This is a genomic window from Tsukamurella soli, from assembly GCF_039541155.1.
Taxonomy (GTDB): Bacteria; Actinomycetota; Actinomycetes; order Mycobacteriales; family Mycobacteriaceae; genus Tsukamurella; species Tsukamurella soli.
The window spans coordinates 149,750-174,197 of the sequence record NZ_BAABFR010000001.1; the positions used below are offsets into that span (position 1 = coordinate 149,750).

A 24,448-nucleotide genomic window follows, 5' to 3' on the forward strand; every position below is an offset into this window, starting at 1 on the left:
GTCAGGAGTTGACGCGGCCGAGGTAGCTGCCGTCGCGCGAGTCGACCTTCAGCTTGTCGCCCGTGTTGATGAACAGGGGGACCTGGATCTCGGCGCCGGTCTCGAGCGTGGCGGGCTTGTTGCCGCCGGTGCTGCGGTCGCCCTGCAGACCCGGGTCGGTGTGCTGCACCAGGAGCTCGACGGTGACGGGGAGCTCGACGTACAGCGGCGCCCCCTCGTGCATCGCGATCTGCACCGGCATGTTCTCGAGCAGGAAGCGGCTGCCGTCGCCGACGGTCGCGGGTGTCACGGTGATCTGGTCGTACGTCTCGCCGTCCATGAAGACGTAGTCGGAGCCGTCGTTGTACAGGTACGTGAAATCCCGCCGGTCGACGGTCGCGGTCTCGACCTTGACGCCCGCGTTGAAGGTCTTGTCGACGGTCTTTCCGGACAGCACGTTCTTCAGCTTGGTACGCACGAATGCAGGGCCCTTGCCCGGCTTGACGTGCTGGAATTCGGTGATCTGCCAGAGCTGCCCCTCCTGGTTGAGGACGAGGCCGTTCTTGAAGTCAGCGGTAGTCGCCACGAGTCGATTCTCCTAGAGTGTGATCAGGTCTTTGCCGGTGCGGGTCAGCAGCTCCGGGCCCGCGGCCCGGACGACGAGTGTGTCCTCGATGCGAACCCCGCCACGCCCCGGGAGGTACACACCCGGCTCGACGGTGACCACGGCACCGTCCGACAGTGTACCGGTGCCCAGCGCGCCGACCGACGGCGCTTCGTGTATCTGCAGTCCGACGCCGTGTCCCAGCCCGTGGACGAAGCGGTCTCCGTACCCCGCCGCGGCGATGACGGCGCGCGCCGCACCGTCCACGTCGCGGGTCCCAGCGCCCGGCGCGAGCGCCTCGCGTCCGGCCTGCTGGGCGTGCGCGACGAGACCGTAGATCTCGCGCTGCCAGGCCGCGGGCTCGCCGAGCACGAAGGTGCGGGTGATGTCGGCGTGGTAGCCGGCGTACCGGGCGCCGAAGTCGATCTTGACGAAGTCACCGGTCGCCAGCACCGCGTCGGTGGGCCGGTGGTGCGGAATCGCCGAGTGCGACCCGGACGCCACGATGGTCTCGAACGCCGTGTCCTCGGCGCCGCGGTCGTACATGAGGTTCTCCAGATGGCGCGCGACCTGCGCCTCGGTGCGGCCGGCGCGGATACCGTCTGCCGCGATCAGGGCGGCAAGGGCCTCGTCACTGATCGCACACGCCCGCGCGATGAGCTCGATCTCGCCCGGGTCCTTGACCTCCCGGAGTCGCTCGACGACGCCGCGGGTGGGAAGGAGCACCGGACCGACCTTCGCCAGTCTGGTGTGCTCCGCCACCGTCATCGCGTCGGCCTCGAACGCGACGCGGTCGGTCGGGACGCGGCCCAGCAGGGCCCCGGCGCAGTCGCGCTCGATCACCGCCGGGAGGTCGCCCGCCTGCGCGACGATCTGGGTGGTGTAGCGGCCGTCGGTGGCGATCACGTCGTCGCGAGGCACGGCGCCGAGCAGCAGAGCGGCATTGGAGCCGGTGAAGCCCGACAGGTATCGGATGTTGGTGAGGTCGGTGACGAGGAAGGCACCGGCACCGTCGGCTGGGGTGCCGGCAGCCTCCCGGGCTGCCTGCCTGGCTGCGGCGCGGCGCGCGGCGTGGATGTCGGCCATGGCGTCCACGGTAGTTGTCCGCTACGACAGCGACCGAAGTCCACCGCCGGGACCGGCCGATCCGGGCCTCGGCGTGGACCGATGACGTCAGAGTCGATCGATCACATCGAAGTCGCACCCGTCCGCTCGCGCCAGGTACACCGCCTGCCGGGTGTGGCTGCCCCGGAGCGTCATACTGCCCCGGGCCCCCTCATACCGGACCTGCGGGGCGCGGCGCAGCACGTCGACGAGTTCGGCGCTGCCCGCGGTGCACAGCAGCGCCTCGAGCAGCAGCATGCCCTCGAAGCAGGACTCCCCCATCGACGTCGGCGGACAGGCGGCGCGGCCGAAGCGGCCGAAGTACCGCGAGCCGAACTCCATCGTCTCCGGGGTCACGACCGACCCGAAGAAGCCGGCGGCGGCGTAGAGGTCCGTCGTCGCGTCGGCACCGGAGGCCATGAGCATGTGCTCGTCCATGAGCGGCGCGAATCTGGTGGTGCGGGCCGTCAGCCCGGCCGCGGCGAAAGCACGGTTGAACACGACCGCGTCCTGCCCGAGCAGCAGCATCAGCACCCCCTGCGCCCCCGAGCGGCCGATGTCCTCGATCACGGCGTCGAAGTCCGCGGTCCCCAGCGGGACGAACCGCACGCGCACCACCCGCCCGCCGAGGGACGTCACGAACCCGACGGATGCGCGGGCGCTTCCGCGCGCCCAGAGATAGTCGCTGCCCACGATGTACCAGTCCGTGATGCCGCGCTCGTGTCGCAGCCACCGCAGGGCCGGCCGGATCTGCGCGTCCGGGGTCTCGCCCGTGAGGAACACGCCCGCCGTCGACTCACCGCCCTCGTAGAGCGCCGTGTACACGTACGGGACCCGCAGCCCGAGCCGCGCCGACAGCGCGCTGCGCACGTCGGAGGTGTGCCAACCGACGACGGCGTCGATCTCGCGCCGGGCGATCAACCCCTCGACCTCGCGGACCACGCGCTCCACGCCGGCCGCGGCGTCGATGGGCCGGAGTACCACCTCGCGTCCGAACATCCCGCCGCGCCGGTTGATGTCGTCGGCAGCCAGGATCGAACACGACAGGCAGGACGGGCCGAACAGCCCCGCCGGACCCTGCATCGGGTAGAGCAGCCCCACAGTGAATCCGCTCATCCGCATCCGCTCGCCGTACGTGAAGTCGTATCGGTCGATCGGACCACACCGCGCCGGTTCGTGCCATTCGGCCGACCCGACTACGGTGAGGACCGTTCGGGCCGAGACCGGTCTGGACGGACCCGAGATCGCAGGAGTCGGCATGACGGAGCATGCGGTACGCAGCGCACTCGCCGCTGTCGCAGCGGCGGACGACCTGATCATGCGCGTGTTGACGCCGGTCCTCGCGCGCCACGACCTGACGATCGAGCACTTCCGCGCCCTGCGGCTGCTGGCCGACGTCGACGGCGCCACCGTCGGCGAGATCGCCGCACGTACCGGCACGACACCGTCCTCCACGACCCGACTGGTCGACCGACTCGTCGAGCGCAACCTCGCGTATCGCCGCCCGGCCCCGACGGACCGCCGCAGCGTAGTGCTCACGATGTCGGACACGGGCCGGAGCGTGTGGGACTCGCTCGTCGCCGAACTCGGCTGATCGCACCGACTTCCGGCCGCTCCTCGTACCGATCGGGGATAATCCCGAATCGGTATTATCGTGGGGGTGTCGAAAGGAGTCCACCATGCGCCACGGAGACATCTCCTCCAGTCCCGACACCGTCGGGGTCGCCGTCGTCAACTACAAGATGCCCCGCCTACACACCCGCGAGCAGGTGATCGACAACTGCCACAGGATCGCCGACATGCTCGTCGGCATGAAGTCCGGGCTGCCCGGCATGAACCTCGTGGTCTTCCCCGAGTACTCGACGCAGGGCATCATGTACGACCCCGACGAGATGTACGCGACCGCCGCGGCGATCCCCGGCGAGGAGACGCGGATCTTCTCGGAGGCCTGCCGGAAGGCGGGCACCTGGGGCGTCTTCTCCATCACCGGCGAGCAGCACGAGGATCACCCGCACAAGCCGCCGTACAACACCCTGATCCTGATCGACAGTCAGGGCCAGATCGTGCAGAAGTACCGCAAGATCATCCCGTGGGCGCCGATCGAGGGGTGGTACCCCGGCGACTCGACGTACGTCGTCGAGGGACCCAAGGGCCTGAAGATCTCGCTCATCGTGTGCGACGACGGCAACTATCCCGAGATCTGGCGCGACTGCGCGATGAAGGGAGCCGAGCTGGTCGTGCGCTGCCAGGGGTACATGTACCCGGCGAAGGAGCAGCAGGTGCTGATGGCCAAGGCGATGGCGTGGGCGAACAACGTGTACGTCGCGGTCGCCAACGCCGCCGGCTTCGACGGTGTCTACTCGTACTTCGGGCACTCGTCGATCATCGGCTTCGACGGCCGGACGCTGGGCGAGACCGGCGAGGAGGAGTACGGCATCCAGTACGCGCAGCTGTCGGTGTCGGCGATCCGCGACGCCCGCAGACATGACCAGTCCCAGAACCACCTGTTCAAGATCCTCCACCGCGGCTACACGGGTATCCACGCCGCCGGCGAGGGCGACAAGGGCGTGGCGGAGTGTCCGTTCGACTTCTACAAGCTGTGGGTGACCGACGCCGAGGCGGCGCGGGAGCAGGTCGAGTCGTTCACCCGCGACACCGTCGGCGTCGCCGAGTGCCCCGTCGGCTCGCTGCCCACGGAGAAGACCCGCGAGGCCTGACGGTGCCGTTCATCACCGACCGGCTGGCCGCCGAGGGCGCAGCTGCCCCCGGCGGCCGACCCAGGCCGCCCGATCGCCCCACCGACGCCGACTTCGCCGCGGCCTCCGTCGGCCGCATCGACGCGGCTCGCATCGAGAAACAGCTGCGCGCCAACATCTTCGGCCAGGACAACGCGATCGACGCGATCTTTACCACCCTGTCCGTGGTGCAGGCCGGACTGAACGACCGCACGCGGCCGCTGGCGAGCCACCTCCTGGTGGGGCCGACCGGGACGGGGAAGACGGAGATCGTCCGGCAGCTCGCGTCCGCGCTGCGCACCGGACCCGACGACTTCTGCCGGGTGGACATGTCCGCGATGGCGCAGGAGCACTACGCCGCGTCGTTCGCGGGCGCGCCGCCCGGCTACGCCGGTTCGAAGGAGGGGCTCAGCGTCTTCGACCGCTCGCAGGTGGAGGGCACCGTCTCCATGCCGGGAATCGTCCTGTTCGACGAGGTGGAGAAGGCGCACACCACCGTGATCCGTGCGCTGCTGCACGTCCTCGATCGCGGCCTGCTCACGTTGGCCAACGGCCAGCAGAAGTACGACTTCCGTAACTGCCTCGTGTTCCTGACCTCCAACCTGGGCAGCCGTGAGCTGCGCGCCGAGCAGGTGACGCCGTGGCACCGCGCCGGCCGTGCGCTCGCTCGCCGCTCCCCGGCGGCGGTCGGCGGTCGGGTCGAGCGGCGGCTCGAGCGCCGTCTCGACCGGATCTCCGAGCGCGCGATCACGGCGTTCTTCGATCCGGAGTTCCGCAACCGCATCGACGTGGTGACGCTCTTCGAGGAGCTCACGCCCGACGCCGCAGTGCAGGTCGCCCGCCACGAGCTCGGCCGGTTCGCTGCGGCGTCCGCCAGACGCGGTGTGCGGCTGTCGGTCGACGACGCGGTCGCACCGCTGCTCGTGCGGGACGGCTTCGACCCGGCGTACGGCGCCCGGTCGATCCGGCGGCAGATCCGCCACGAGGTCTGGCCCCTGGTCGCGAACGCGGTGATCACGCACCGCGCCGCGCGAACGGTGGACGTGCACAAGGACATCCAGGCGACGCTGAGCGTAATTGGCGGCGCCCATCCCGGCCTGCGATGCCTCGTCGACTGATCGGGGCGGAGCGGCCGAGCCCGCGCGACCGCAGATACCAAGTACAGACTTGGTAGGCGAAACTTGTAATGCTAGCCTTGGCGCATGCCCCCCAGCCCCGACGTCGACGATGTCGCCGCCGCGCTGTATTCGAGCATCGGCCTGTGCCTGCGCGTGCTCCGACTGAGCAGGGGCGAGGGCGCGCCGAGCCTCTCCGAGGTGTCGGCCCTCAAGCGCCTCGATCGCGGGGGCGCGACCACGGTCACCGCTCTCGCCGCAGCGGAGCAGATCAGCGTGCAGTCCATGGGTGCGACGCTCGGCGCGCTCGAGACGCGCGGCCTGGTGCACCGCGATCGCGATCCCGACGACGGGCGCAGGTCCGTCCTGTCGATCACCCCGGCCGGGCGACGAGTGCTCGAGGACAAGCAGAACGCCCGCACCCAGCAGCTGGCCCGGGCCCTGTCAGGGGACTTCAGCCCCGTCGAGCTCGACCAGCTCATGACCGCGGCACCACTGATCGAACGGATGGCGAGACGACTGTGACACTCCTCGGCACGCTGCTGCGCAACCAGCGGGCACGCGATGCGCGCTCGGCGTGGAACCTGCCCGGCCTACAGGGCCCCGACCTGTTGACGGTGACGAGCAGCCGCTTCGAGCACGGCGGGACCATCCCGCACGAGCACGCCGGCAAGCGAGTCGGCGGGCTGGACGTCTCGCCCGACCTGACCTGGAGCGCACCGCCGCCCGAGACGACGGCACTACTGCTGGCCGTCGAGGACCTCGATGCCCCGATCCTGCCCACGCCGGCCGTGCACTGCCTCGCACTCATCGACCCCGCGCGGCTCGACGTGGCCGGTCACCTGCCGCCGGGCGCACTCTCGGCGCGAGCGCCCGCGGCGGGCGTGCGGATCCTCAGGTCCACCGTCGGCCGCGGTTATCACGGCCCGGAACCGTTGAAAGGCCATGGGCCACACCGCTACACGTTCGAGCTGTTCGCCCTGACCACCGAAGACGGCGAGGCGCTGGCCCACGGCGGGGCGCCGATCGACCGCGCCCGGCCGCGCATCGTCCTCTCGTCCATCACCGCACCCGTCACCGCCCGCGGGCGGCTGACGGGCGTCGCCGAACGCTGACCCGCGACCGGGCCCAGAGAGACAGGTCCTCATGACCACCGTTCCGACGTCGTCCCGCAGGGCCCGGATCGCCGCCGCGCTCGCACTGGTAGCCACGCTGGTCGCGGCGTGCGGCGGATCCACCACCACCGCCGCCTCCACCGCGACGATCACCGTCGCCGCCCCCACGCGCGCCGCCGCCTCCGGCGCCCGGCCCGCTCTCGATCCCGCGCACACCGCGCTGCTGGTGATGGATATGCAGCAGGGGATCGTGTCCGAGCTGAGCGCGTCGGCCGGCACCGTCATCACCCACACCGCCGCCGCGGAACAGGCCGCACGCAGGGCCGGCGTCCACGTCGTGTTGGTGGGCACCGCCTTCCAGGCCGGCTACCCCGAGGTGTCGCAGAACAACAAGGCCTTCGCCCGCGTGATCGGCAGCGGGTCGATGCTGCAGGGCAGCCCGGAGTCGCAGTTCGACCCCCGCATCGCGGCGGTCGGCAACGAGCCGGTCGTCATCAAGGCGCGGGTCGGCGCGTTCGGATCCACGCCGCTGCGGGAGATCCTGCGCGCCGGCCACATCCAGACCCTCGTCCTGACCGGCATCGCCACCAGCGGGGTCGTGCTGTCGACGCTGCGCGTCGCCGCCGACGACGACTACCGGATCATCGTGCTCTCGGACTGCGTCGCCGATCCCGACCCCGAGGTGCAGCGCGTCCTGCTCGACAAGGTGTTCCCCACCCAGGCCGACGTGATGACGTCTGCCGCGTTCGACGCCGAGCTGGCCACGTAGGTAGCCCCCGCTGTTCCAACATGTGCACCGTTCCGTCGGTCCCCCGGCTTCGCTGAGTGTCCAACATGTGCACCGTTCCGTCGGCCCCGGGGGCCGACGGAACGGTGCACATGTTGGACAGGCGTCGGATCAGGCCGCCGAGATCACGAAGATCGGGTACCGGGGCGCCGCGGCGGCGATCGTCGCGTCGTCACTGTCCACCGCGAGCCCGGGGAAGAATGCGCCGATCTCCCACCGCCACTTGCGCAGGTACTCGCGCAGGACGGGCACCTTATCGGCATCCGGCAACTCGGTGGCGGTGAACGCCTCGGCCCGGCGACCGAGCCGCAGCTCACCTCCGCCTGCGACGCGCATATTGCGCACCCACTGCGTGACGCCGCGGGGCGCGACGAGGTAGCGCCGTCCGTCGAGCGCCAGGGGGTTGACGGGCGTGGTGCGCCACTGCCCCGAGGTACGGCCGCGCACCGCGAGCTGACGGCTGCCCATCAGCGAGACACCATGGCAGGCAAGCCAACCCACCGCGTTGTTCATCGCCGTCGTGCCCTGGCCCGGAGCATTGGTCTTGTCGGTCACGGTGGACTCCCTTCGAATTTCGAGAGCGGTGCTCTCGCTCTGAAGGCAATGATCCGCCCCGCCGATGAGATTTGTCAAGAGCAGTGCTCTTGTTTCAGATCAGTGGCACAATCGGCTGGGTGAACGCCTCCATGACGGCCCGCGAACGGGCCCGCGCCGAGCTGACCGAGGAGATCAAGGCGAGTGCGCGCCGACAGCTCGCCGATGCAGGCGCCGCCCAACTCTCGTTGCGCGCGGTGGCGCGGGACCTGGGCATGGTGTCGTCGGCCATCTACCGGTACTTCCCGAGCCGCGATGAACTGCTCACGGCGCTGATCACCGACGCCTACGACGCGGTCGGCGAGGCGCTCGAGCGCGCCGTGGACGACGGTGACGAGCCCCGCGCCCGGTGGCGGGCCTGCGCGGATGCGCTGCGCGCGTGGGCGCGCGCGAACCCGCACGAGTACGCGCTGATCTACGGTTCCCCGGTCCCCGGCTACCGGGCGCCGGACGCCACCATCGCGGCGGCGGCGCGCAGCGCCGTGGTGATCGCTCGGATCGCGGCCGAGGCCACGATGGACGCGGGCGTGGACGGGCCGCTCGGCGCGGAGCTGGAGCGGCAGGTGCGTCTTATCAGCGACATCGTGGCCCCCGGCACGTCGCCCCGGGTGATGGCCCGCGGGCTGATCGCCTGGACGCAGCTGTACGGCATGGTGAGCTTCGAGCTGTTCGGCCAGTTCGCGAACACCCTCGACCCGGCGGACGAGTTCTTCGCCTACGCCGTCGAGCGCACCGCCGACCTCATCGGCCTGCCGTGACTGATGGCCTCACGCGTCCGAAAACTGCTCCCGCGCCCAAACATCCGGGCGCGGGAGCGAAATCTGGCCGCGTCAGCCGACGTGGACAGCCGGAGCGGTGAGCCCTCGCAGGAACGATCAGAGCAGGACGGTGCCGTCCGGCGTCGTGCCCTCCTTGGCGACGGCGGAGTACGCCGCGACCAGCAGCGACGGGTCGGGCGCCTCCAGCCGGCCGGGCTTCGCGAGGCCGTCGAGCACCACGAACCGCAGCATGCCCGCGCGGTTCTTCTTGTCTTTACCCATGCCCTCCAGCAGTTGGCCGAACGCGTCGGCGTCGTAGCTGGTGGGCAACCCCACCGACTCGAGGACCCGACGGTGCCGGTCGGCGGTCTCGTCGTCGAGGCGGCCGGCGAGGCGGCCCAGCTCGGCGGCGTACACCAGCCCCACCGAGACCGCGGCGCCGTGGCGCCAGCGGTACCGCTCGCGGCGCTCGACGGCGTGGCCGAGGGTGTGGCCGTAGTTGAGGATCTCGCGCAGCGACGACTCCTTGAGGTCCGCGGAGACCACCTTCGCCTTGACCTCGATGGAGCGGCGCACCAGCTCCGGAAGGACGGGGCCGGTGGGGTCGAGCGCGGCCTCCGGGTCGGCCTCGACGAGGTCGAGGATCACCGGGTCGGCGATGAAGCCGGTCTTGATGACCTCGGCCATGCCGGCCACGATCTCGTTGCGGGGCACCGTCTCCAGCGTCGCGAGGTCGACGATCACGGCGCGCGGCTCGTAGAACGCGCCCACCAGGTTCTTGCCCGCGTCGGTGTTGATGCCGGTCTTGCCCCCGACCGCGGCGTCGACCATCGCCAGCAGCGTGGTGGGGACGTGCACCACGGGCACGCCGCGCATCCAGGTGGCGGCCACGAAGCCGGTGAGGTCGGTGGCGGCGCCGCCGCCGAGGCTGTAGATCACGTCCTGCCGCGAGAGCCCGATCCGGCCGAGCACCTCCCAGCAGAAGCCGGCGACCTGAAGGTCCTTGCCCGCCTCGGCGTCCGGGAGCTCGATGCGATGCGCGTCGATCCCCCGCTCCTCCAGGCGCTTCCGGAGCACTTCGGCCGTCTCCTTGAGCGGCGGCTGGTAGAAGATCGCCGCCTTGGACGCGCGCGGGCCGCCCGACGGCGTGCCGGCACCGTCGGCGGCGTCGACGGTCTCGTCGAGCAGCCCGCGCCCGATGATCACGTCGTACGGGCTGGCCGCGTTCACCCGCACCCGCACGGGCTCGGCCGCCCGGTCACCGGTCGTCACCTGGTCGTCGCTCATCTCACTCCGTCCTGTTCCTACCCGAACCACTCTTGCTGCCGGGGCTGCGCAACACCGCGGGCAGCTTGGGCCACGGGCCCCGGCGCACCCGGCCGGGTTCTGTGTCCTTGAGCCGCCGCTGCACCTGCCGGACCACCGATGCGGGCGCACGGCCGACCGTCGAGACCCGGATGGTGGCGAGGTCACGGTAGATGGGCGCGCGATGCGCCATCAGGGCGCGGTACTTCGCCGCCGGGTCGTCGCCGGCCAGCAGCGGCCGCCCGGACCCGACGGTACGTTTGATCCCCTCGTCGACGGTCAGTTCGAGATAGACCACCTGGTAGGCGCTCAGCAGCTCGCGGGTGCGGGACGACAGGATGGCCCCGCCACCCAGCGAGATGACGCCGGTCTGGTGGGCCACGACGTCCGCGACGACGTCCTCCTCGATCTGCCGGAACCGAGGCTCTCCCTCGGTCGAGAAGATGTCCCCGATGCTGCGACCCTCGCGCCGCACGATCTCCGAGTCGACGTCGATGAACTGCACCCGCAGCACCTTCGCGAGCCGCTTCCCGATCGTCGTCTTCCCGGCTCCCGGCGGCCCGATCAGGATCGCGGTCGGTGCCTGATCCACCTGCTACCCCGCCTCCGAAGGGTAGGTCTCGAACCCCGCCTCGGGGTCCATCTCGAGTCCCACCTCGGTGGGGTAGGCCTCGGCGCCGGGATAGCCCTCCTCGTCCGGACGCGGCTCGTCGATCGTGTGCCGCGCGAGCCGGGCCTCGACATGGGCTCGGTACCGCGCCGCGTTCGCCGCCGTCTCGGCGAGCGAGTCGCCGCCGAACTTCTCCAGCACCGCCTGCGCAAGCACCAGCGCGACCATCGCCTCGGCGACCACGCCCGCAGCGGGTACCGCGCACACGTCGCTGCGCTGGTGGATCGCCACCGCCTCGGTGCCGGTCTGCATGTCGACGGTGCGCAGCGCGCGCGGCACCGTCGAGATCGGCTTCATGGCGACCCGCACGCGCAGCGCCTCGCCGTTGGTCATGCCGCCCTCGAGCCCGCCCGCGCGGTTGCTGGACCGCAGGACACCGTCGGGACCCGGCAGGATCTCGTCGTGCGCGACGCTGCCGCGGCGGCGCGCGGTGGCGAAGCCGTCGCCGATCTCGACGCCCTTCATCGCCTGGATGCCCATCAGCGCGCTCGCGAGCCGGGCGTCGAGGCGCGTGTCACCGGCGGTGAACGAGCCGATGCCCACCGGCAGGCCGGTGGCCACGACCTCGACGACGCCGCCGAGGGTGTCGCCATCCTTCTTGGCGGCCTCGATCTCGGCGATCATCGCCGCCTCGGCCTCGGGATCGAACGCGCGCACGGGCGACTCGTCGATCCGGGGCAGGGCATCGATGGTCGGGGTGGGACCCGTGTACGGCTCCGACGCGCCGATCGACACGATGTGGCTGAGCACCTCGACACCCGCCGCCTGCCGCAGGAAGTTGCGGGCGACGGTGCCGGCGGCCACCCGGGCGGCCGTCTCGCGGGCGCTGGCGCGCTCGAGCACGGGGCGCGCGTCGTCGAAGCCGAACTTGAGCATGCCGGCGAAGTCGGCGTGTCCGGGCCGGGGCCTGGTCAGCGGCGCGTTGCGCGCGACGTCGGCGAGTACGGCCGGGTCGACGGGGTCGGCCGCCATGACCTGCTCCCACTTGGGCCACTCGGTGTTACCGACCTGGATGGCGATCGGCCCGACCTGCGTGCGTCCGTGCCGGACACCGCCGAGCAGGGTCACCTGGTCGGCCTCGAACTTCATCCGCGCGCCGCGACCGTAGCCCAGTCGTCGACGGGCGAGCTGGAACGCGATGTCCGAGGTCGTGACCTCGACACCGGCGACCATGCCCTCGACGATCGCCACGAGGGCGGGGCCGTGTGATTCTCCTGCGGTAGTCCAGCGCAACACCAGGCGATTCTCCCACGCCCCGATGTACCACTTGAAATTCGGCTACCCGAAACCCTGATTCAAGGCGTACAGTGAACACTATGACGGCACTGCCCACATCGACATCACCGGCTCGCCGGATCTCGGATTCGGTCGATGTCTTCGGTGTGCGGTGGCCGCGGTACAAGGTCGAGGCGCTGGTCGTCGGGGTGGTGGCCCTGATCGTGATCCTCACGCTCACCGCCCTGGCCGGGGTCACCTCGGCCGCGCCCGCCGTGCTCGGGGCGACCGGCGTCACCGTCGTCGCCTGGTGGGCGCTGCGCGCCGCACGCACACGTCGCTAGCGTCGTCATGGGCACCCGTAACAACCCTCCCGCGCAGCATCTCTAATCAGGCTAGGCTTCGTAGTACAAAGCTAGGGCCGGGCCAGGGAGGGACTGCAGATGACAACTGCGAGCAATCCGACGACTGATATTCAGTTGATCGACGCTGTCGACGGCAAAGTATCGGCAATCAGGACGCGCCAGCTCGATTTGTCATTCAACGAGCTCGCAGACATGTATAAGTCGGGCGAGCTCATCATCCAGCCCGAGTATCAGCGATTGTTCAGGTGGACCCCCGGGGCGCAATCTCGCTTTATCGAGACGCTAATTCTAGAGCTACCGGTCCCGCCCATATTCCTGATGGAGACCGAGGAGAACGTCTATGAATTGATAGACGGTCTTCAACGAATCTCGTCCTATCTCAACTTCCGGGGGCTGCTTCCAAACCGCGAACCCTTAAAGCTGGAAGACTGCGACATTGTAGAAGAGCTAAATGGCCACACCTACACGAGTCTTCCGGCCGCACTTGAGCGACGACTTAAGCGCAATTTCATCCGCGCAGAAATACTCCGTAAGGAGAGCGATGTCCGACTGCGGTACTACATGTTTAAGAGACTCAACTCTGGCGGCGAACCTCTCGAACAGCAAGAGATTCGCAACTGCACAATCCGGCTACTGAGTCCGCACTTCAACGACCTCTTGCGGCGCTTGGCCAAAACACCGAGTTTCGAATATTGCATTAGCATAATATCCGACAGTCAGCTGGAGCGTCGTTTCAACGAAGAGCTCACCTTGCGATTCTTTGCATTCTTGAAATGGAATGCGAAGTACAAAAAAGCAGTAGGTGACTTCCTCACCGAATACATGGAAGCGGCTTCTGCACCGGAAGGCGTTGGCGCCGACGTATTCGATATGGGTTCTGACCTTGACACGTTTGAAAAAACTTTCGCCACCCTGAAGCGCGCAGCAGAACTAGACAGCCGCGTAGGGACTTCGCTGTTCGGATCTGTGAACACACGTGGCACGATCATCGGCCAGTTTGCCATCTACCACTACGAGGGAATCGCCCTGGGACTCCAGCGTGTACTACATAAACTCGATGTATCAGATGATCAACAAATGAGAGTTTTGGGCGCTGCGATCTTCGATGCTAAGACGGATCCAGATCTGCGCGCGTTCACCGGCGGCGGCAAGAATACAGCACAACAGCACCGCGATCGGATCGAGTTCTTTGGTAGCCGCTTTGAGTCCGCCCTCTAGGACTCAGATGTCTACCGGCGCACGAGCAGCACAGGTACGGGCCGCCCTAGAAGATGACCTAACGTGGCGACGCGACGAGATCAGGAATTTACGGAACCTAAGCACATCCGGTTCCGGAAAGTCAGGTGATGCCTGCCGTAGGCGTGCGCTATTACTTTTACTTTACGCTCATCTTGAGGGTTTTATAAGGTTTGCATTGGTGCAATATGCGACGACGATCAACGATTGCAGGATCGCCGTATCGGATGCAAAACAAACCTTGTCGGCCGCCACCCTGTCCGAGCGATTCAAGCGACACAGGTCCAGCGACGTGGGTGATCCATTCGACCCTAGCGGAAATCGGGCGAGGCAAGTTGAACGCGATGCCGCGCTAATCACCGATATACTCGCACTCCAGGGAACGCCCGTTAGTCTCCCGATTAATCTGGTCACTTCTGCGGACTCTAACCTCACGCCAACGGTTTTGAGGCGCAACCTCGTGAGTCTTGGGCTAGAGGACTCTGAATTTATCAAATACTCGCACAGACTGGAAGGATTACTCAGCCTTAGGAATAGGATCGCTCACGGGGAGAATGCGAACCTACCCAGCGACCCAAATTATTGGAACTTCGAAACAAAAATTTTTGACTTATGCGAAGAAGTAATGCGGACGATTTACGAATCGGTCCGTGACGAAAAATATCGCGCATAAGAGCTCTCCTCTCCAGCCAGTACGCGGTGTCGATACCTTAACTGCGGCTCACAGAACGTGGGCTGTCAAGTAACCACGTCCCCGACGAGCACGGGCCGCACCGGCCATGCGCCCGCGAGGCGCAGCAGCGCCGGAACCTCCGGAGAGTCGCTCGGTACCTCGCGTGTCCCCGTGACGCGCACCGCGCGGCCGCCTCGGCGCAGGGTGTACTCCCCCACGGCCAGGACGTTCTTGACCCACTGCGTCTCCGGCCCGTAGTTGAGCAGCACGAACGCGCGGCCGCCCGATAGGACCGCCACCACCGGCGTGGAGTACTGGCGACCGGTCTTGCGGCCCACGTGGTCGACCACCGCCAGGGGCGGCATGCGGTACGACAGCGGCCCGAGCACCCGGTTCGTGTAGCGCTTGTTGAGCACGGCCACGCGGCGCTGGACGCCCCGCACCGACGGTTGCGTTCCCATGGCCGGGACGCTACCCGCCCGACGACCGCCCGATAGCCCGATCACGCCGACCCGACCGGCCGTCGTCGGAGATCACCAGCCTCATCGCAGGCGAAGGTCAGGCCAGGCAGGACGGGCCGAGCAGCGCCTTGAGGTCGCCCATCAGAGCGGACGTCGGGTTCACCCGGAGAGCGTCGTCGAGCTTGAGCGTGGTGGCCTTGTCGCCGCTGACCAGCTTGACGTGGACGTCCGAGGCACCCGGGTGCCGGCTGAGCACCTGCTTGAGTTGGCTCACCTTGTCCTGCGTGCAGATGCGGGTCGGCATGGTGAGCGCGAGCGGCTTGGCGACGCCGATCTGCGACAGGTCGATGGGGGCGATGTCGTTGGCGATGAGGGTGATCTTGTCGTCGCGGAAGTTGACCCGCGCCTTGATCAGCACCACCGCGTCCTCGACCACCTCGGCACCGAACGCCGCGTAGGCCTGCGGGAAGAAGAACACCTCGATGCCACCTGACAGGTCCTCGATCTGTGCCGAGGCGAACGGAGCGCCGTTCTTGTTGACCCGGCGGTTGACCGCCTGCAGGATGCCGCCGACGGTGACCTGGCTCCCGTCCTTGATGTCGCCCTCGAGGATGGCCGGGATCGGCGTGTCGGTCTGCGCCGCGATCACGTGCTCGACACCGTCCAGCGGGTGGGCCGACACGTACAGGCCGAGCATCTCGCGCTCCAGCGCGAGCTTGTGCTTGCCGTCCCACTCCTCGTCGGGGATCTTGACCGCGAACACGTCCTCGAACCCGGTCGCCGCGTCCTCGTTCCCGGCGTCGTCGCCCATCGACCCGAACAGGTCGAACTGCCCCACCGCCTCGGCCTTCTTGGTGGACAGCACCGCCTCGATCGCGTCGCTGTGCACCAGGAACAACCCCTTGCGCGGGTGGTGCATCGAGTCGAACGCGCCCGCCTTGATCAGGGACTCGGTGACCTTCTTGGAGCAGGCGCCCACCTCGATCTTGCCGAGGTAGTCGGAGAACGACGAGTAGTCGCCCTTCTCGGTGCGGCTGCGGACGATGGACGCGACCACATTCGTGCCCACATTGCGCACGGACCCGAGCCCGAACCGGATGTCCTTGCCCACCGACGAGAAGTTGTGGAACGACTCGTTGACGTCGGGCGGCAGCACGGTGATGCCGAGCCGGCGGCAGTCGGACAGGTAGATGGCGGCCTTGTCCTTGTCGTCTCCGACGGATGTGAGCAGCGCAGCCATGTACTCAGCAGGGTAGTTGGCCTTGAGGTACGCGGTCCAGTACGAGACCAGGCCGTATGCGGCGGCGTGCGACTTGTTGAACGCGTAGCCGGCGAAGGGGAGCACGGTGTCCCACAGCGCGGTGATGGCCGCCTGCGAGAAGCCGTTGTCCAGCATGCCCTTCTGGAAGCCGCCGTACGCCTCGTCGAGGATCGCCTTCTTCTTCTTACCCATCGCGCGCCGCAGCAGGTCGGCCTGGCCCAGGCTGTACCCGGCCACCTTCTGCGCGATGTGCATGATCTGCTCCTGGTACACGATCAACCCGAAGGTGTCGGCCAGGATCTCCTTGAGCGGCTCCTCGAGCTGCGGGTGGATCGGCTTGACCTGCTGCCGGCCGTTCTTGCGGTCGGCGTAGTCGTTGTGCGCGTTCATACCCATCGGACCCGGCCGGTACAGAGCGCCGACGGCCACGATGTCCTCGAACTTGGTGGGCTGCATACGGCGCAGCAGGTCCCGCATGGGGCCACCGTCGAGCTGGAACACGCCCAGGGTGTTGCCGCGCGACAGGAGCTCGAACGTGGTCGCGTCATCGAGCGGCACGGTGTCCATGTCGAGGTCGATGCCGCGGTTCTGCTTGATGTTCTCGAGCGCGTCACCGATCACGGTGAGGTTGCGCAGACCGAGGAAGTCCATCTTGAGCAGGCCGATGGCCTCGCACGACGGGTAGTCCCAGCCGGTGATGATGGCGCCGTCCTGCGCGCGCTTCCAGACCGGGATCGCATCGGTGAGCGGGTCGCACGACATGATCACCGCGCACGCGTGCACGCCGGCGTTGCGGATCAGGCCCTCGAGGCCCAGCGCCATGTCGTAGATCTTCTTGACGTCCGGGTCGGTCTCGATCAGCTGCCGGACCTCCACGGCCTCCTTGTACCGCTCATGGTTCGGGTCCGTGATGCCGCTGACCGAGATGTCCTTGGCCATGATCGGGGGCGGCAGCGCCTTGGTGATCCGGTCGGCGATCGAGTAGCCGGGCTGGCCGAACAGGACCCGCGCAGAGTCCTTGAGGGCGGCCTTGGTCTTGATGGTGCCGAACGTGATGACCTGGGCCACCTTGTCGACGCCCCACTTCTCGGACGCGTAGCGCACCATCTCGCCGCGCCGGCGGTCGTCGAAGTCGATATCGATATCGGGCATCGACACGCGCTCGGGGTTGAGGAACCGCTCGAACAGCAGGCCGTGCGGGATGGGGTCGATGTTGGTGATGCCCAGCGCGTACGCGACCAGTGAGCCGGCGGCGGACCCGCGGCCGGGGCCGACCCGGATGCCCACCTCGTGCGCGTGCGCGATGAGGTCGCCGACCACCAGGAAGTAGGCCGGGAAGCCCATCTGGTTGATGACGGACAGCTCGTACTTCGCGCGCTCGACGTACTCGGCCGGCGGACCGTCCGGGAACCGGCGCGCCAGCCCCGCCTCGACCTCCTGCTCGAGGAACGACTCCTGCGAATGCTCCTCCGGCACGGGGAAGATCGGCATGCGATCACGGTGCGTCCACACCTCGTCGTACGACTGCACGCGCTCGCCGATCTCGACGGTCGAGTCGCACGCGCCGGGCACCTGGTCGTCCCACAGCGCCCGCATCTCGTCGGCGGACTTGAGGTAGTAACCGTCACCGTCGAACTTGAACCGGGTGGGGTCGGACAGGGTCTTGCCGGTCTGGATGCACAGCAGCGCGCTGTGGCTGTCGGCATGTCCCTTGGTGACGTAGTGGCAGTCGTTGGTGGCGAGCGGCTTGATGCCCAGCTTGCGGCCGACCTCGAGCAGCCCGTCCCGGACGCGACGCTCGATGTCGATTCCGTGGTCCATCAGCTCGAGATAGAAGTTCTCCTTGCCGAAGATCTCCTGCCACTTCGCGGCGGCCGCGAGGGCCTCCCGCTCCTGCCCCAGCCGCAACCGGGTCTGCACCTCGCCCGACGGGCAGCCCGTGGTCGCGATGATGCCCTCGTGATACTCGGCGATGAGCTCGGCGTCCATGCGGGACCACTTACCGAGCTGCCCCTCGATGGAGGCCAGCGAGCTGAGCTTGAACAGGTTGCGCAGGCCGGTGGCGTTCTCGGCGACCATGGTCATGTGGGTGTACGCACCCGAGCCGGAGACGTCGTCGCTCTTCTGGCCGGGGTCGCCCCACTGGACCCGCTTGGTGCTCAGCCGCGACTCCGGCGCTATGTACGCCTCGATGCCGATGATCGGCTTGATCTCGTACTTCTTGGCGGTGTTGTAGAAGTCCGAGGCGCCGAACATGTTGCCGTGGTCGGACATGCCTACCGACGTCATGCCCAGGCGCTTGGCCTCGGCGAACAGTGGATCCACCTTCGCTGCACCGTCGAGCATCGAGTACTCGGTGTGATTGTGCAGATGCACGAAGGACCCGGCCACGTCTACTTCACCCCGTTCCAGTCGACTCGTCTAGGGGGTCGAGTCTAGGCGGTGGGTCCGACAGGTCCGTGCAGGCGCGGCCCGGGGTGACGGGTCCTGCTCTGCCGGACGGCGTGTCGCCCCGGCGTGTCGCCGGTGGCCGACACCGCGGGGAGTGCGCGAGCCGGGCCTGCCGTTCCCGCGGCCGGATATCACCGACGCGACCGGATGAACCGTCGCGGGAGCAACTTTTCGGCCGCGCAAACCGGTCGAACCGGGGAGCGCTCGTGTGGAGACGACCTACAAGCGCACCGGCGAGCATTCACCTAGACGACGAGCACGACGATCAGGATCAGCACCGCCAGCACAGCGAGCGCGGCGACCGCGATCGCCGCCTTGGGCACCCGCCCCGCCGCGTGACCGCCCGCGGCAGGTGGCGCCGACGGTGGCGGATACGGCACCTGGTAGCCGGGCTGCGGCGGGACCGAGCGGTACGGCGGCGGGGCCGCCGGCTGCTGGGGTCCGGACGCGTGCAGCGCGCCCGACGGTCGCTGGGGCCCCGACGAGTACGGAGGTGCCGACGGCTGCTGGGGTCCAGACGGGTACTGCCGCCCCGGCTGCGCCTGGCCGCCGGGCACCGACCCGGCCTGGGGGAATCTCCCGGCCTGCTCGAACCGCGCAGACGCCTGCTGCGCCGCAAGCGGGTGCTGCGGCGCCTGCGGGTGCTGCGGCGCCTGCGGCCCCGACGGATGCTGAGGTGGAAGCACCGGCCCAGCGCCCTGCGGCCCAGCATTCTGGGGTCCCACGCTCTGGGGGCCACGCACCTGTGACACCGGGTTCTGCAGCGCCGGATTCTGTACCGCCGGGCTCGGGGGTACCTGCACCTGCGGCCGCCCCGCCCACGGCGCGGGCCCTGGAGGGCGTGGGCCGGGCCCGGGGCGGGGCGCCGTCATCGCCTGCGCCAGTGCGGTGGCGAACTCGCGACAGGTCGCGAACCGCTCACCCGGGGTCTTGGCGAGCCCACGCGCCACGACGGCGTCGACAGCCGCGGGTATGCCCGCCCGGATCTGGGAGATCCGCGGCGGCGGGGCGTTGAAGTGGGCGTCGATCACGGCGTCGGTGGTGCCACCCGAATAGGGCACCTTGCCGGTGACGAGGTGGAAGAACGTCGCGGCCAGCGAATACTGGTCCGAGCGGGCGTCGAGCGGCTCACCGCACAGTTGTTCGGGCGACGCGTACGCGAGCGTCGCGAGGACGGTGCCGATCACGGTGAGCTGCGAGGCGTCGTCGCCACCCTTCGCGACACCGAAGTCGGTGAGCAGCACCCGTCCCGGCTCGTCGCCGTCGCCGGCCGCGACCAGGATGTTGGCGGGCTTGATGTCGCGGTGCAGCAGCCCGCTGCGGTGCGCGTAGTCGAGCCCCCGCGCGATCTCGCCGACGATGTGGACAGCGGTCGGGGGCGCCAGACCGGCGGGCGTCTTCTTCAGCAGGACCGAGCAGTCGTCGCCGTCGACGTACTGCATGGCGATCCACAGCCGGTCGCCCTCGCGGCCGCGGTTGTGGATCGCGACGATGTTCGGGTGGTCGAGCCGCGCGGCCAGCTCGGCCTCACGCAGGAAGCGCTTGCGGAACGCGTCGTCCGCCTCGTATCCGGCGCCGAGCACCTTGAGCGCGTCGTGGCGCGGGAGCTCGGGATGCTTGGCGAGGTACACCGACCCCATCCCACCGGACCCGAGCCTCCGCTCGATCCGATAGCCGCCGATCACCGTCCCCGGTGCGAGATCTTCCTTCATCCTGTCGCCAACTACCCCTGTGCGCTCGTATTCGTCGTGTCGTTCGCCGGGTTCCAGCGTATCGCCTGGACTCGGGATCGCCTTGTCGTTGACTTGCGCGCGGACCCGGCATCCCTATCGTCCCCGTCACATACGCCGACCGCGCTACGTCGTCAGCTCGTCGTCTCCGACCAGCGCGCCCTCGAACTGCGCACGGTAGAGGCGGGCGTACGCGCCGCCCGCGGCGAGCAGGCCCGCGTGGTCGCCCTGCTCGACGATCCGTCCGTGCTCCATGACGACGATGACGTCGGCGTCCCGGATGGTCGAGAGGCGATGGGCGATCACGAAGCTGGTGCGATCGGCGCGCAGCGCCCGCATCGCGTGCTGCAGCAGTACCTCGGTGCGGGTGTCGACGGCGCTGGTGGCCTCGTCGAGGATCAGGATCGACGGGTCGGCCAGGAACGCGCGCGCGATGGTGATGAGCTGCCGCTCCCCCGCCGACAGGCTGCCGGACTCGTCGTCGACGACGGTGGCGTACCCGTCGGGCAGCGAATGCACGAACCGGTCGACGAACGTCGCCTCCGCGGCGCGATGCAGCTCATCGTCGGTGGCGTCGAGGTCGCCGTAGCGGATGTTGTCGGCGATCGTGCCCTCGAACAGCCAGGTGTCCTGTAGCACCATGCCGATCCGGGCCCGCAGGGCAGCACGCGGCACAGTGGCGATGTCGGTGCCGTCCAACAGGATCCGGCCGCAGTCCAGCTCGTAGAACCGCATGATGAGGTTCACCAGCGTGGTCTTGCCCGCGCCGGTGTGGCCGACGATCGCCACCGTCCGGCCGGGCTCCGCGACCAGGTCCAGACCGTCGATCAGCAGCTCGTCCGGGCGGTACCCGAACCGGACGCCGGAGAACTCGACCCGGCCGCGGGCCGATGTGCCGAACTGCTCGCTGCGCTCCGCGACCTGGTCCGGCGCGTCGAGCACGGCGAACACCCGCTCCGCGGACGCGACGCCCGACTGCAGCAGGTTGGCCATGGACGCGATCTGGGTGAGGGGCTGGGTGAACTGCCGGGAGTACTGGATGAACGCGATCACGTCGCCGAGGGTCATCGCACCCGACGCGACCCGCAGCCCGCCGACTACGCAGACGCCCACGTACTGCAGGTTGCCGACGAACATCATGATCGGCATCATCAGCCCCGAGACGAACTGCGCCTTGTACCCCGCCTCCATGAGCTTGTCGTTCTCGTCCTCGAACCGTCGGGCCACCTCGCCGCGGCGGCCGAACACCGTCACCAGCTCGTGCCCGGAGAACGACTCCTCGACCTGCCCGTTGAGTCGACCGGTGTGCTTCCACTGGGCGACGAACTGCTTCTGCGAGCGCTTCATCACGGCGCTTGTGAACAGCACGACGAGCGGAACGGCGATCAGCGCCACGAGCGTCAGTACCGGGGACACGAGCAGCATCACGACGAGGACGCCGATCACCGTCATCACGGATACGAGCAGCTGGCTGAGCGCCTGGGTCAGCGACTGGCCGAGGTTGTCGATGTCATTGGTGACCCGCGACAGCAGCTCGCCGCGCGGCTGCCGGTCGAAGTACGCGAGCGGTAGCCGGTGCAGCTTGGCCTCCACCTGTGCGCGGATCTCCGACATGGTGCGCTGCACGGCGCCGTTGAGTAGGTACGCCTGCACGTACATCAGCAGCGACGACAGCACGTACACCGCCACCGCCCAGGTCAGGATGGTGCCCACGCGACCGAAGTCGATGCCCGCGCCGGGCACCACGTGCGCGGCGGCGATCATGTCGGCGAACCGGCCCTGCCCGTGGGCGCGCAGCAGCGCCACCGCCTGCGCGGTGGTGAGGCCGCGCGGCAGGTGCTGCGACAGTGTCCCGGCGTAGACGGCGTCGATCGCGTGACCGATGATCGTGGGCCCGGACACCGAGGCGGCCACGGAGCCCACCGACAGCGCCAGCGCGCCGATCATCGCCATGCGCTGGGCGCGCAGCGATCCGGCGAGACGGCGCAGCGAGGGCCAGAAGTCGAGCGGCCTCTCGGTGGGCGCCATCTGCATCCCGCCGGGTCCGCGCCCGCCGCGCATCATGCCGGGGCGCGTCATGCCGCACTCGCATCGGTCGCCTGGCTGCCGGCGATCTCCTGGTACGTCGGGCACGATTCGAGCAGCTCGGCGTGGGTCCCGAGTCCGACGACGGCGCCGTCCTCGAGCACGAGGATCTGGTCGGCGTCGGCGATGGTGGAGATGCGCTGGGCGACGATGACGACGGTGGCGTCGCGGGTGCGCGGAGCGAGCGCGGCTCGCAGTCGGGCGTCGGTGGCGAGGTCGAGCGCGGAGAAGCTGTCGTCGAAGAGGTAGATCGCCGGCTTGTTGACGAGGGCGCGGGCGATGCACAACCGCTGCCGCTGGCCGCCGGAGACGTTGGTGCCGCCCTGCGCGATCGCGGCGTCGAGGCCGCCGAGGTCAGTGACGAAGTCGCGGGCCTGGGCCACCTCGAGCACATCCCACAGCTCCTCGTCGGTGGCGTCGGGATCGCCGTACCGCAGGTTGGTGGCGACGGTGCCGGAGAACAGGTACGGCCGCTGCGGCACGAGCCCGACATGGCCCCACAGGGCCTGCGGTGCGAGGTCCCGGACATCCACGCCGTCATACCGCACGGACCCGCCCGTCGCATCGAACAGCCTGGCCAGGAGGGAGATCAGAGTCGTCTTGCCCGCGCCGGTCGACCCGATCACGGCGAGCGTCGTGCCCGGCCCCGCGGACGCCTGCACGCCGCGCAGCACCGGCTCGGCGGCACCGGGGTAGGTGAACGACACGTCGTGCAGTTCGACGGTGCCGGTGATCGGCGCGGTACGCAGGGGCGCGGCGGCGGGCACCACCGTGGACTCGGTCTCGGTGACGGCGACGATGCGGTCGGCGGCCACCGAGGCGCGCGGCACCATCATCACCATGAAGGTGGCCATCATGACCGACATGAGGATCTGCACGAGGTACTGCATGTAGGCGGTCACGGCGCCGATCTGGGTGGTGCCGCCCGCGACCTGTCGCGCGCCGAACCACCAGACCGCGACCGTGGAGACGTTCATGACCAGCATCACCCACGGGAACATCACCGCCATCAGTCGTGATACGCGGATGCTCGCGTCGGTGAGGTCGGTGTTCGACCGGCCGAACCGGGCCTGCTCGACCGGCTCGCGGCCGAACGCCCGGATCACACGCACGCCCGTGAGCTGCTCGCGCAGCACCCGGTTGACGCCGTCGAGGCGCGTCTGCACGAGGCGAAACCCCGGGATCATCCGGGAGATGACGATGCCGAGGACCAGGCCGAGCAGTGGGACCGCCACCACCATGAGCCAGGACAGCGCGAAGTTCTCCCGCAGCGCCATCACGACACCGCCCACAGTCATGAACGGCGCCTGGATCATGAGCGCCAGCGACATGAGGACCAGCAGCTGCACCTGTTGCACGTCGTTCGTGGTGCGGGTGATCAGCGACGCCGCGCCGAAGTGCGCGACCTCGCGGCCCGAGAACCTGCCCACCGAAGTGAACAGTGCGCCCCGCGTGTCCCGCCCGAACGCCATCGACGTGCGTGCAGCGAAGTAGGTGGCGCCGGCCGCGGCGAGCATCTGCAGGACGGTGACGCCGAGCATCAGGCCGCCCTCGGACCAGATGTAACCCGTGTCGCCCGTGGTGACGCCGCGGTCGACGATGTGGGCGTTGAGGTTGGGCAGCGTGAGGTTCGCGATGACGCTGACCAGCTGGAATGCGGCCACGGCAGCCAGCCAGGTCCGGTACGGCCGCAGCCGGGTACGGATCAGTCGGACGAGCACGGGTTACCTCCGGGCCGGGAGTGGGGCTGGGCGACGCCGTCGAGGAGGAGCAGTTCGGTCAGTCGCGGCCCGCCCGGGCATGGACGCCGGCGACCACGTCGGACGTGTCGAACGCGGACCCATCCCGAGTGGCACGGAGCAGTGCGTGGCGTCTCTCCGCTATCGGGAGATGACGAGCACGGACTCGTTCGGCTGGGGCCACAGCCGCCACGGTAGCGAACCGGGTCGGCACTCACAACTGTGTATCCCGGCATGGTCGCCGAGTCGGATCGCGGCTCGCGCAACCCGCGCCTTGGCCGACGCTGAAATGCCGATGGCCCCAGGAGAACTCGTCTCCTGGGGCCATCGGGTATTCACATATAGTTCGGCGGTGTCCTACTCTCCCACACCCTCACGAGTGCAGTACCATCGGCGCTGGAGGGCTTAGCTTCCGGGTTCGGAATGGAGCCGGGCGTTTCCCCTCCGCTATAGCCGCCGAAACACT

21 protein-coding genes, 1 rRNA gene and 1 pseudogene are annotated in these 24,448 nt (G+C 68.8%); 10 read left to right on the forward strand and 13 right to left on the reverse strand.

Annotated features, from left to right (window positions below; translation table 11 throughout):
- Window position 1: 1 nt before the first annotated feature.
- The 3 genes from efp to ABD908_RS00640 form a co-directional block, all read right to left on the reverse strand.
- Window positions 2–565, reverse strand: a complete 564-nt coding sequence (efp, locus tag ABD908_RS00630; RefSeq protein ID WP_344989414.1) for an elongation factor P — start codon at window positions 563–565, stop codon at window positions 2–4.
- 12 nt (window positions 566–577) lie between these two features.
- A complete protein-coding gene (locus ABD908_RS00635; protein ID WP_385920276.1) occupies window positions 578–1,669 on the reverse strand; it encodes a M24 family metallopeptidase in 1,092 nt (363 codons plus the stop codon).
- A gap of 87 nt (window positions 1,670–1,756) precedes the next feature.
- Window positions 1,757–2,803: a substrate-binding domain-containing protein gene (locus tag ABD908_RS00640; protein WP_344989419.1), complete on the reverse strand. Its 1,047-nt coding sequence runs from the start codon at window positions 2,801–2,803 to the stop codon at window positions 1,757–1,759.
- A gap of 142 nt (window positions 2,804–2,945) precedes the next feature.
- On the opposite strand from ABD908_RS00640, the gene ABD908_RS00645 reads away from it, so the two are divergent.
- The 6 genes from ABD908_RS00645 to ABD908_RS00670 all read left to right on the forward strand — a co-directional run bounded on the left by ABD908_RS00645 (window position 2,946) and on the right by ABD908_RS00670 (window position 7,421).
- A complete protein-coding gene (locus tag ABD908_RS00645; RefSeq protein ID WP_344989421.1) occupies window positions 2,946–3,281 on the forward strand; it encodes a MarR family transcriptional regulator in 336 nt (111 codons plus the stop codon).
- A gap of 85 nt (window positions 3,282–3,366) precedes the next feature.
- Window positions 3,367–4,404: an aliphatic amidase gene (locus tag ABD908_RS00650; protein WP_344989424.1), complete on the forward strand. Its 1,038-nt coding sequence runs from the start codon at window positions 3,367–3,369 to the stop codon at window positions 4,402–4,404.
- Window positions 4,405–4,406: 2 nt separating this feature from the next.
- The gene (locus tag ABD908_RS00655) at window positions 4,407–5,540 is read left to right on the forward strand and encodes an AAA family ATPase (RefSeq protein ID WP_344989427.1); all 1,134 of its coding nucleotides are present in this window, start codon (window positions 4,407–4,409) and stop codon (window positions 5,538–5,540) included.
- 84 nt (window positions 5,541–5,624) lie between these two features.
- The gene (locus tag ABD908_RS00660; RefSeq protein WP_344989430.1) at window positions 5,625–6,062 is read left to right on the forward strand and encodes a MarR family transcriptional regulator; all 438 of its coding nucleotides are present in this window, start codon (window positions 5,625–5,627) and stop codon (window positions 6,060–6,062) included.
- Window positions 6,059–6,652 carry a YbhB/YbcL family Raf kinase inhibitor-like protein gene (locus ABD908_RS00665; RefSeq protein ID WP_344989432.1) on the forward strand — a complete coding sequence of 198 codons (594 nt, stop codon included), beginning with the start codon at window positions 6,059–6,061 and terminating at the stop codon, window positions 6,650–6,652. Before ABD908_RS00660 ends, ABD908_RS00665 begins: the two co-directional genes overlap by 4 nt.
- A gap of 31 nt (window positions 6,653–6,683) precedes the next feature.
- Window positions 6,684–7,421 (forward strand): cysteine hydrolase family protein, encoded by a 738-nt coding sequence (locus ABD908_RS00670; RefSeq protein ID WP_344989435.1) that lies wholly within the window; start codon window positions 6,684–6,686, stop codon window positions 7,419–7,421.
- Window positions 7,422–7,550: 129 nt separating this feature from the next.
- Here ABD908_RS00670 and ABD908_RS00675 read toward each other — a convergent pair whose 3' ends face one another.
- Window positions 7,551–7,952, reverse strand: coding sequence for a nitroreductase/quinone reductase family protein (locus ABD908_RS00675; RefSeq protein WP_344989498.1), 402 nt, complete (start codon window positions 7,950–7,952; stop codon window positions 7,551–7,553).
- 161 nt (window positions 7,953–8,113) lie between these two features.
- Between ABD908_RS00675 and ABD908_RS00680 the strand changes: the two genes are divergently transcribed.
- Window positions 8,114–8,791 carry a TetR/AcrR family transcriptional regulator gene (locus ABD908_RS00680; protein WP_344989438.1) on the forward strand — a complete coding sequence of 226 codons (678 nt, stop codon included), beginning with the start codon at window positions 8,114–8,116 and terminating at the stop codon, window positions 8,789–8,791.
- 117 nt (window positions 8,792–8,908) lie between these two features.
- Here the strand turns inward: ABD908_RS00680 and aroB are convergent, their stop codons facing one another.
- The 3 genes and pseudogenes from aroB to aroC form a co-directional block, all read right to left on the reverse strand.
- Window positions 8,909–10,078 carry a 3-dehydroquinate synthase gene (aroB, locus tag ABD908_RS00685; protein ID WP_344989440.1) on the reverse strand — a complete coding sequence of 390 codons (1,170 nt, stop codon included), beginning with the start codon at window positions 10,076–10,078 and terminating at the stop codon, window positions 8,909–8,911.
- A 1-nt stretch (window position 10,079) separates the two neighbouring features.
- On the reverse strand, window positions 10,080–10,688 hold the full coding sequence (locus ABD908_RS00690; protein WP_344989442.1) for a shikimate kinase: 609 nt from the start codon (window positions 10,686–10,688) through the stop codon (window positions 10,080–10,082).
- 129 nt (window positions 10,689–10,817) lie between these two features.
- Window positions 10,818–12,002, reverse strand: a pseudogene (gene aroC, locus ABD908_RS00695) (chorismate synthase); the annotation flags it as partial.
- 80 nt (window positions 12,003–12,082) lie between these two features.
- Between aroC and ABD908_RS00700 the strand changes: the two are divergent.
- The 3 genes from ABD908_RS00700 (at window position 12,083) to ABD908_RS27530 (ending at window position 14,255) form a co-directional block, all read left to right on the forward strand.
- On the forward strand, window positions 12,083–12,325 hold the full coding sequence (locus ABD908_RS00700; protein ID WP_344989444.1) for a hypothetical protein: 243 nt from the start codon (window positions 12,083–12,085) through the stop codon (window positions 12,323–12,325).
- Between the two features lie 99 nt (window positions 12,326–12,424).
- Entirely contained in the window at window positions 12,425–13,564 is a 1,140-nt protein-coding gene (locus tag ABD908_RS00705) for a GmrSD restriction endonuclease domain-containing protein (RefSeq protein ID WP_344989446.1), read from the forward strand.
- A gap of 7 nt (window positions 13,565–13,571) precedes the next feature.
- On the forward strand, window positions 13,572–14,255 hold the full coding sequence (locus tag ABD908_RS27530) for an MAE_28990/MAE_18760 family HEPN-like nuclease (RefSeq protein WP_425584325.1): 684 nt from the start codon (window positions 13,572–13,574) through the stop codon (window positions 14,253–14,255).
- Window positions 14,256–14,320: 65 nt separating this feature from the next.
- Here the strand turns inward: ABD908_RS27530 and ABD908_RS00710 are convergent, their stop codons facing one another.
- The 6 genes from ABD908_RS00710 to rrf all read right to left on the reverse strand — a co-directional run bounded on the left by ABD908_RS00710 (window position 14,321) and on the right by rrf (window position 24,443).
- Window positions 14,321–14,716 (reverse strand): nitroreductase family deazaflavin-dependent oxidoreductase, encoded by a 396-nt coding sequence (locus tag ABD908_RS00710; protein ID WP_344989448.1) that lies wholly within the window; start codon window positions 14,714–14,716, stop codon window positions 14,321–14,323.
- A 97-nt stretch (window positions 14,717–14,813) separates the two neighbouring features.
- Window positions 14,814–18,368, reverse strand: coding sequence for a DNA polymerase III subunit alpha (gene dnaE / locus ABD908_RS00715; RefSeq protein ID WP_344989450.1), 3,555 nt, complete (start codon window positions 18,366–18,368; stop codon window positions 14,814–14,816).
- A gap of 305 nt (window positions 18,369–18,673) precedes the next feature.
- The gene (locus ABD908_RS00720) at window positions 18,674–20,140 is read right to left on the reverse strand and encodes a protein kinase domain-containing protein (RefSeq protein WP_344989452.1); all 1,467 of its coding nucleotides are present in this window, start codon (window positions 20,138–20,140) and stop codon (window positions 18,674–18,676) included.
- 144 nt (window positions 20,141–20,284) lie between these two features.
- A complete protein-coding gene (locus ABD908_RS00725) occupies window positions 20,285–22,237 on the reverse strand; it encodes an ABC transporter ATP-binding protein (RefSeq protein ID WP_344989455.1) in 1,953 nt (650 codons plus the stop codon).
- Window positions 22,234–23,964 carry an ABC transporter ATP-binding protein gene (locus tag ABD908_RS00730; protein ID WP_344989458.1) on the reverse strand — a complete coding sequence of 577 codons (1,731 nt, stop codon included), beginning with the start codon at window positions 23,962–23,964 and terminating at the stop codon, window positions 22,234–22,236. Before ABD908_RS00730 ends, ABD908_RS00725 begins: the two co-directional genes overlap by 4 nt.
- A gap of 362 nt (window positions 23,965–24,326) precedes the next feature.
- Window positions 24,327–24,443: ribosomal RNA gene (rrf, locus tag ABD908_RS00735) — 5S ribosomal RNA — on the reverse strand.
- Window positions 24,444–24,448: the final 5 nt, after the last annotated feature.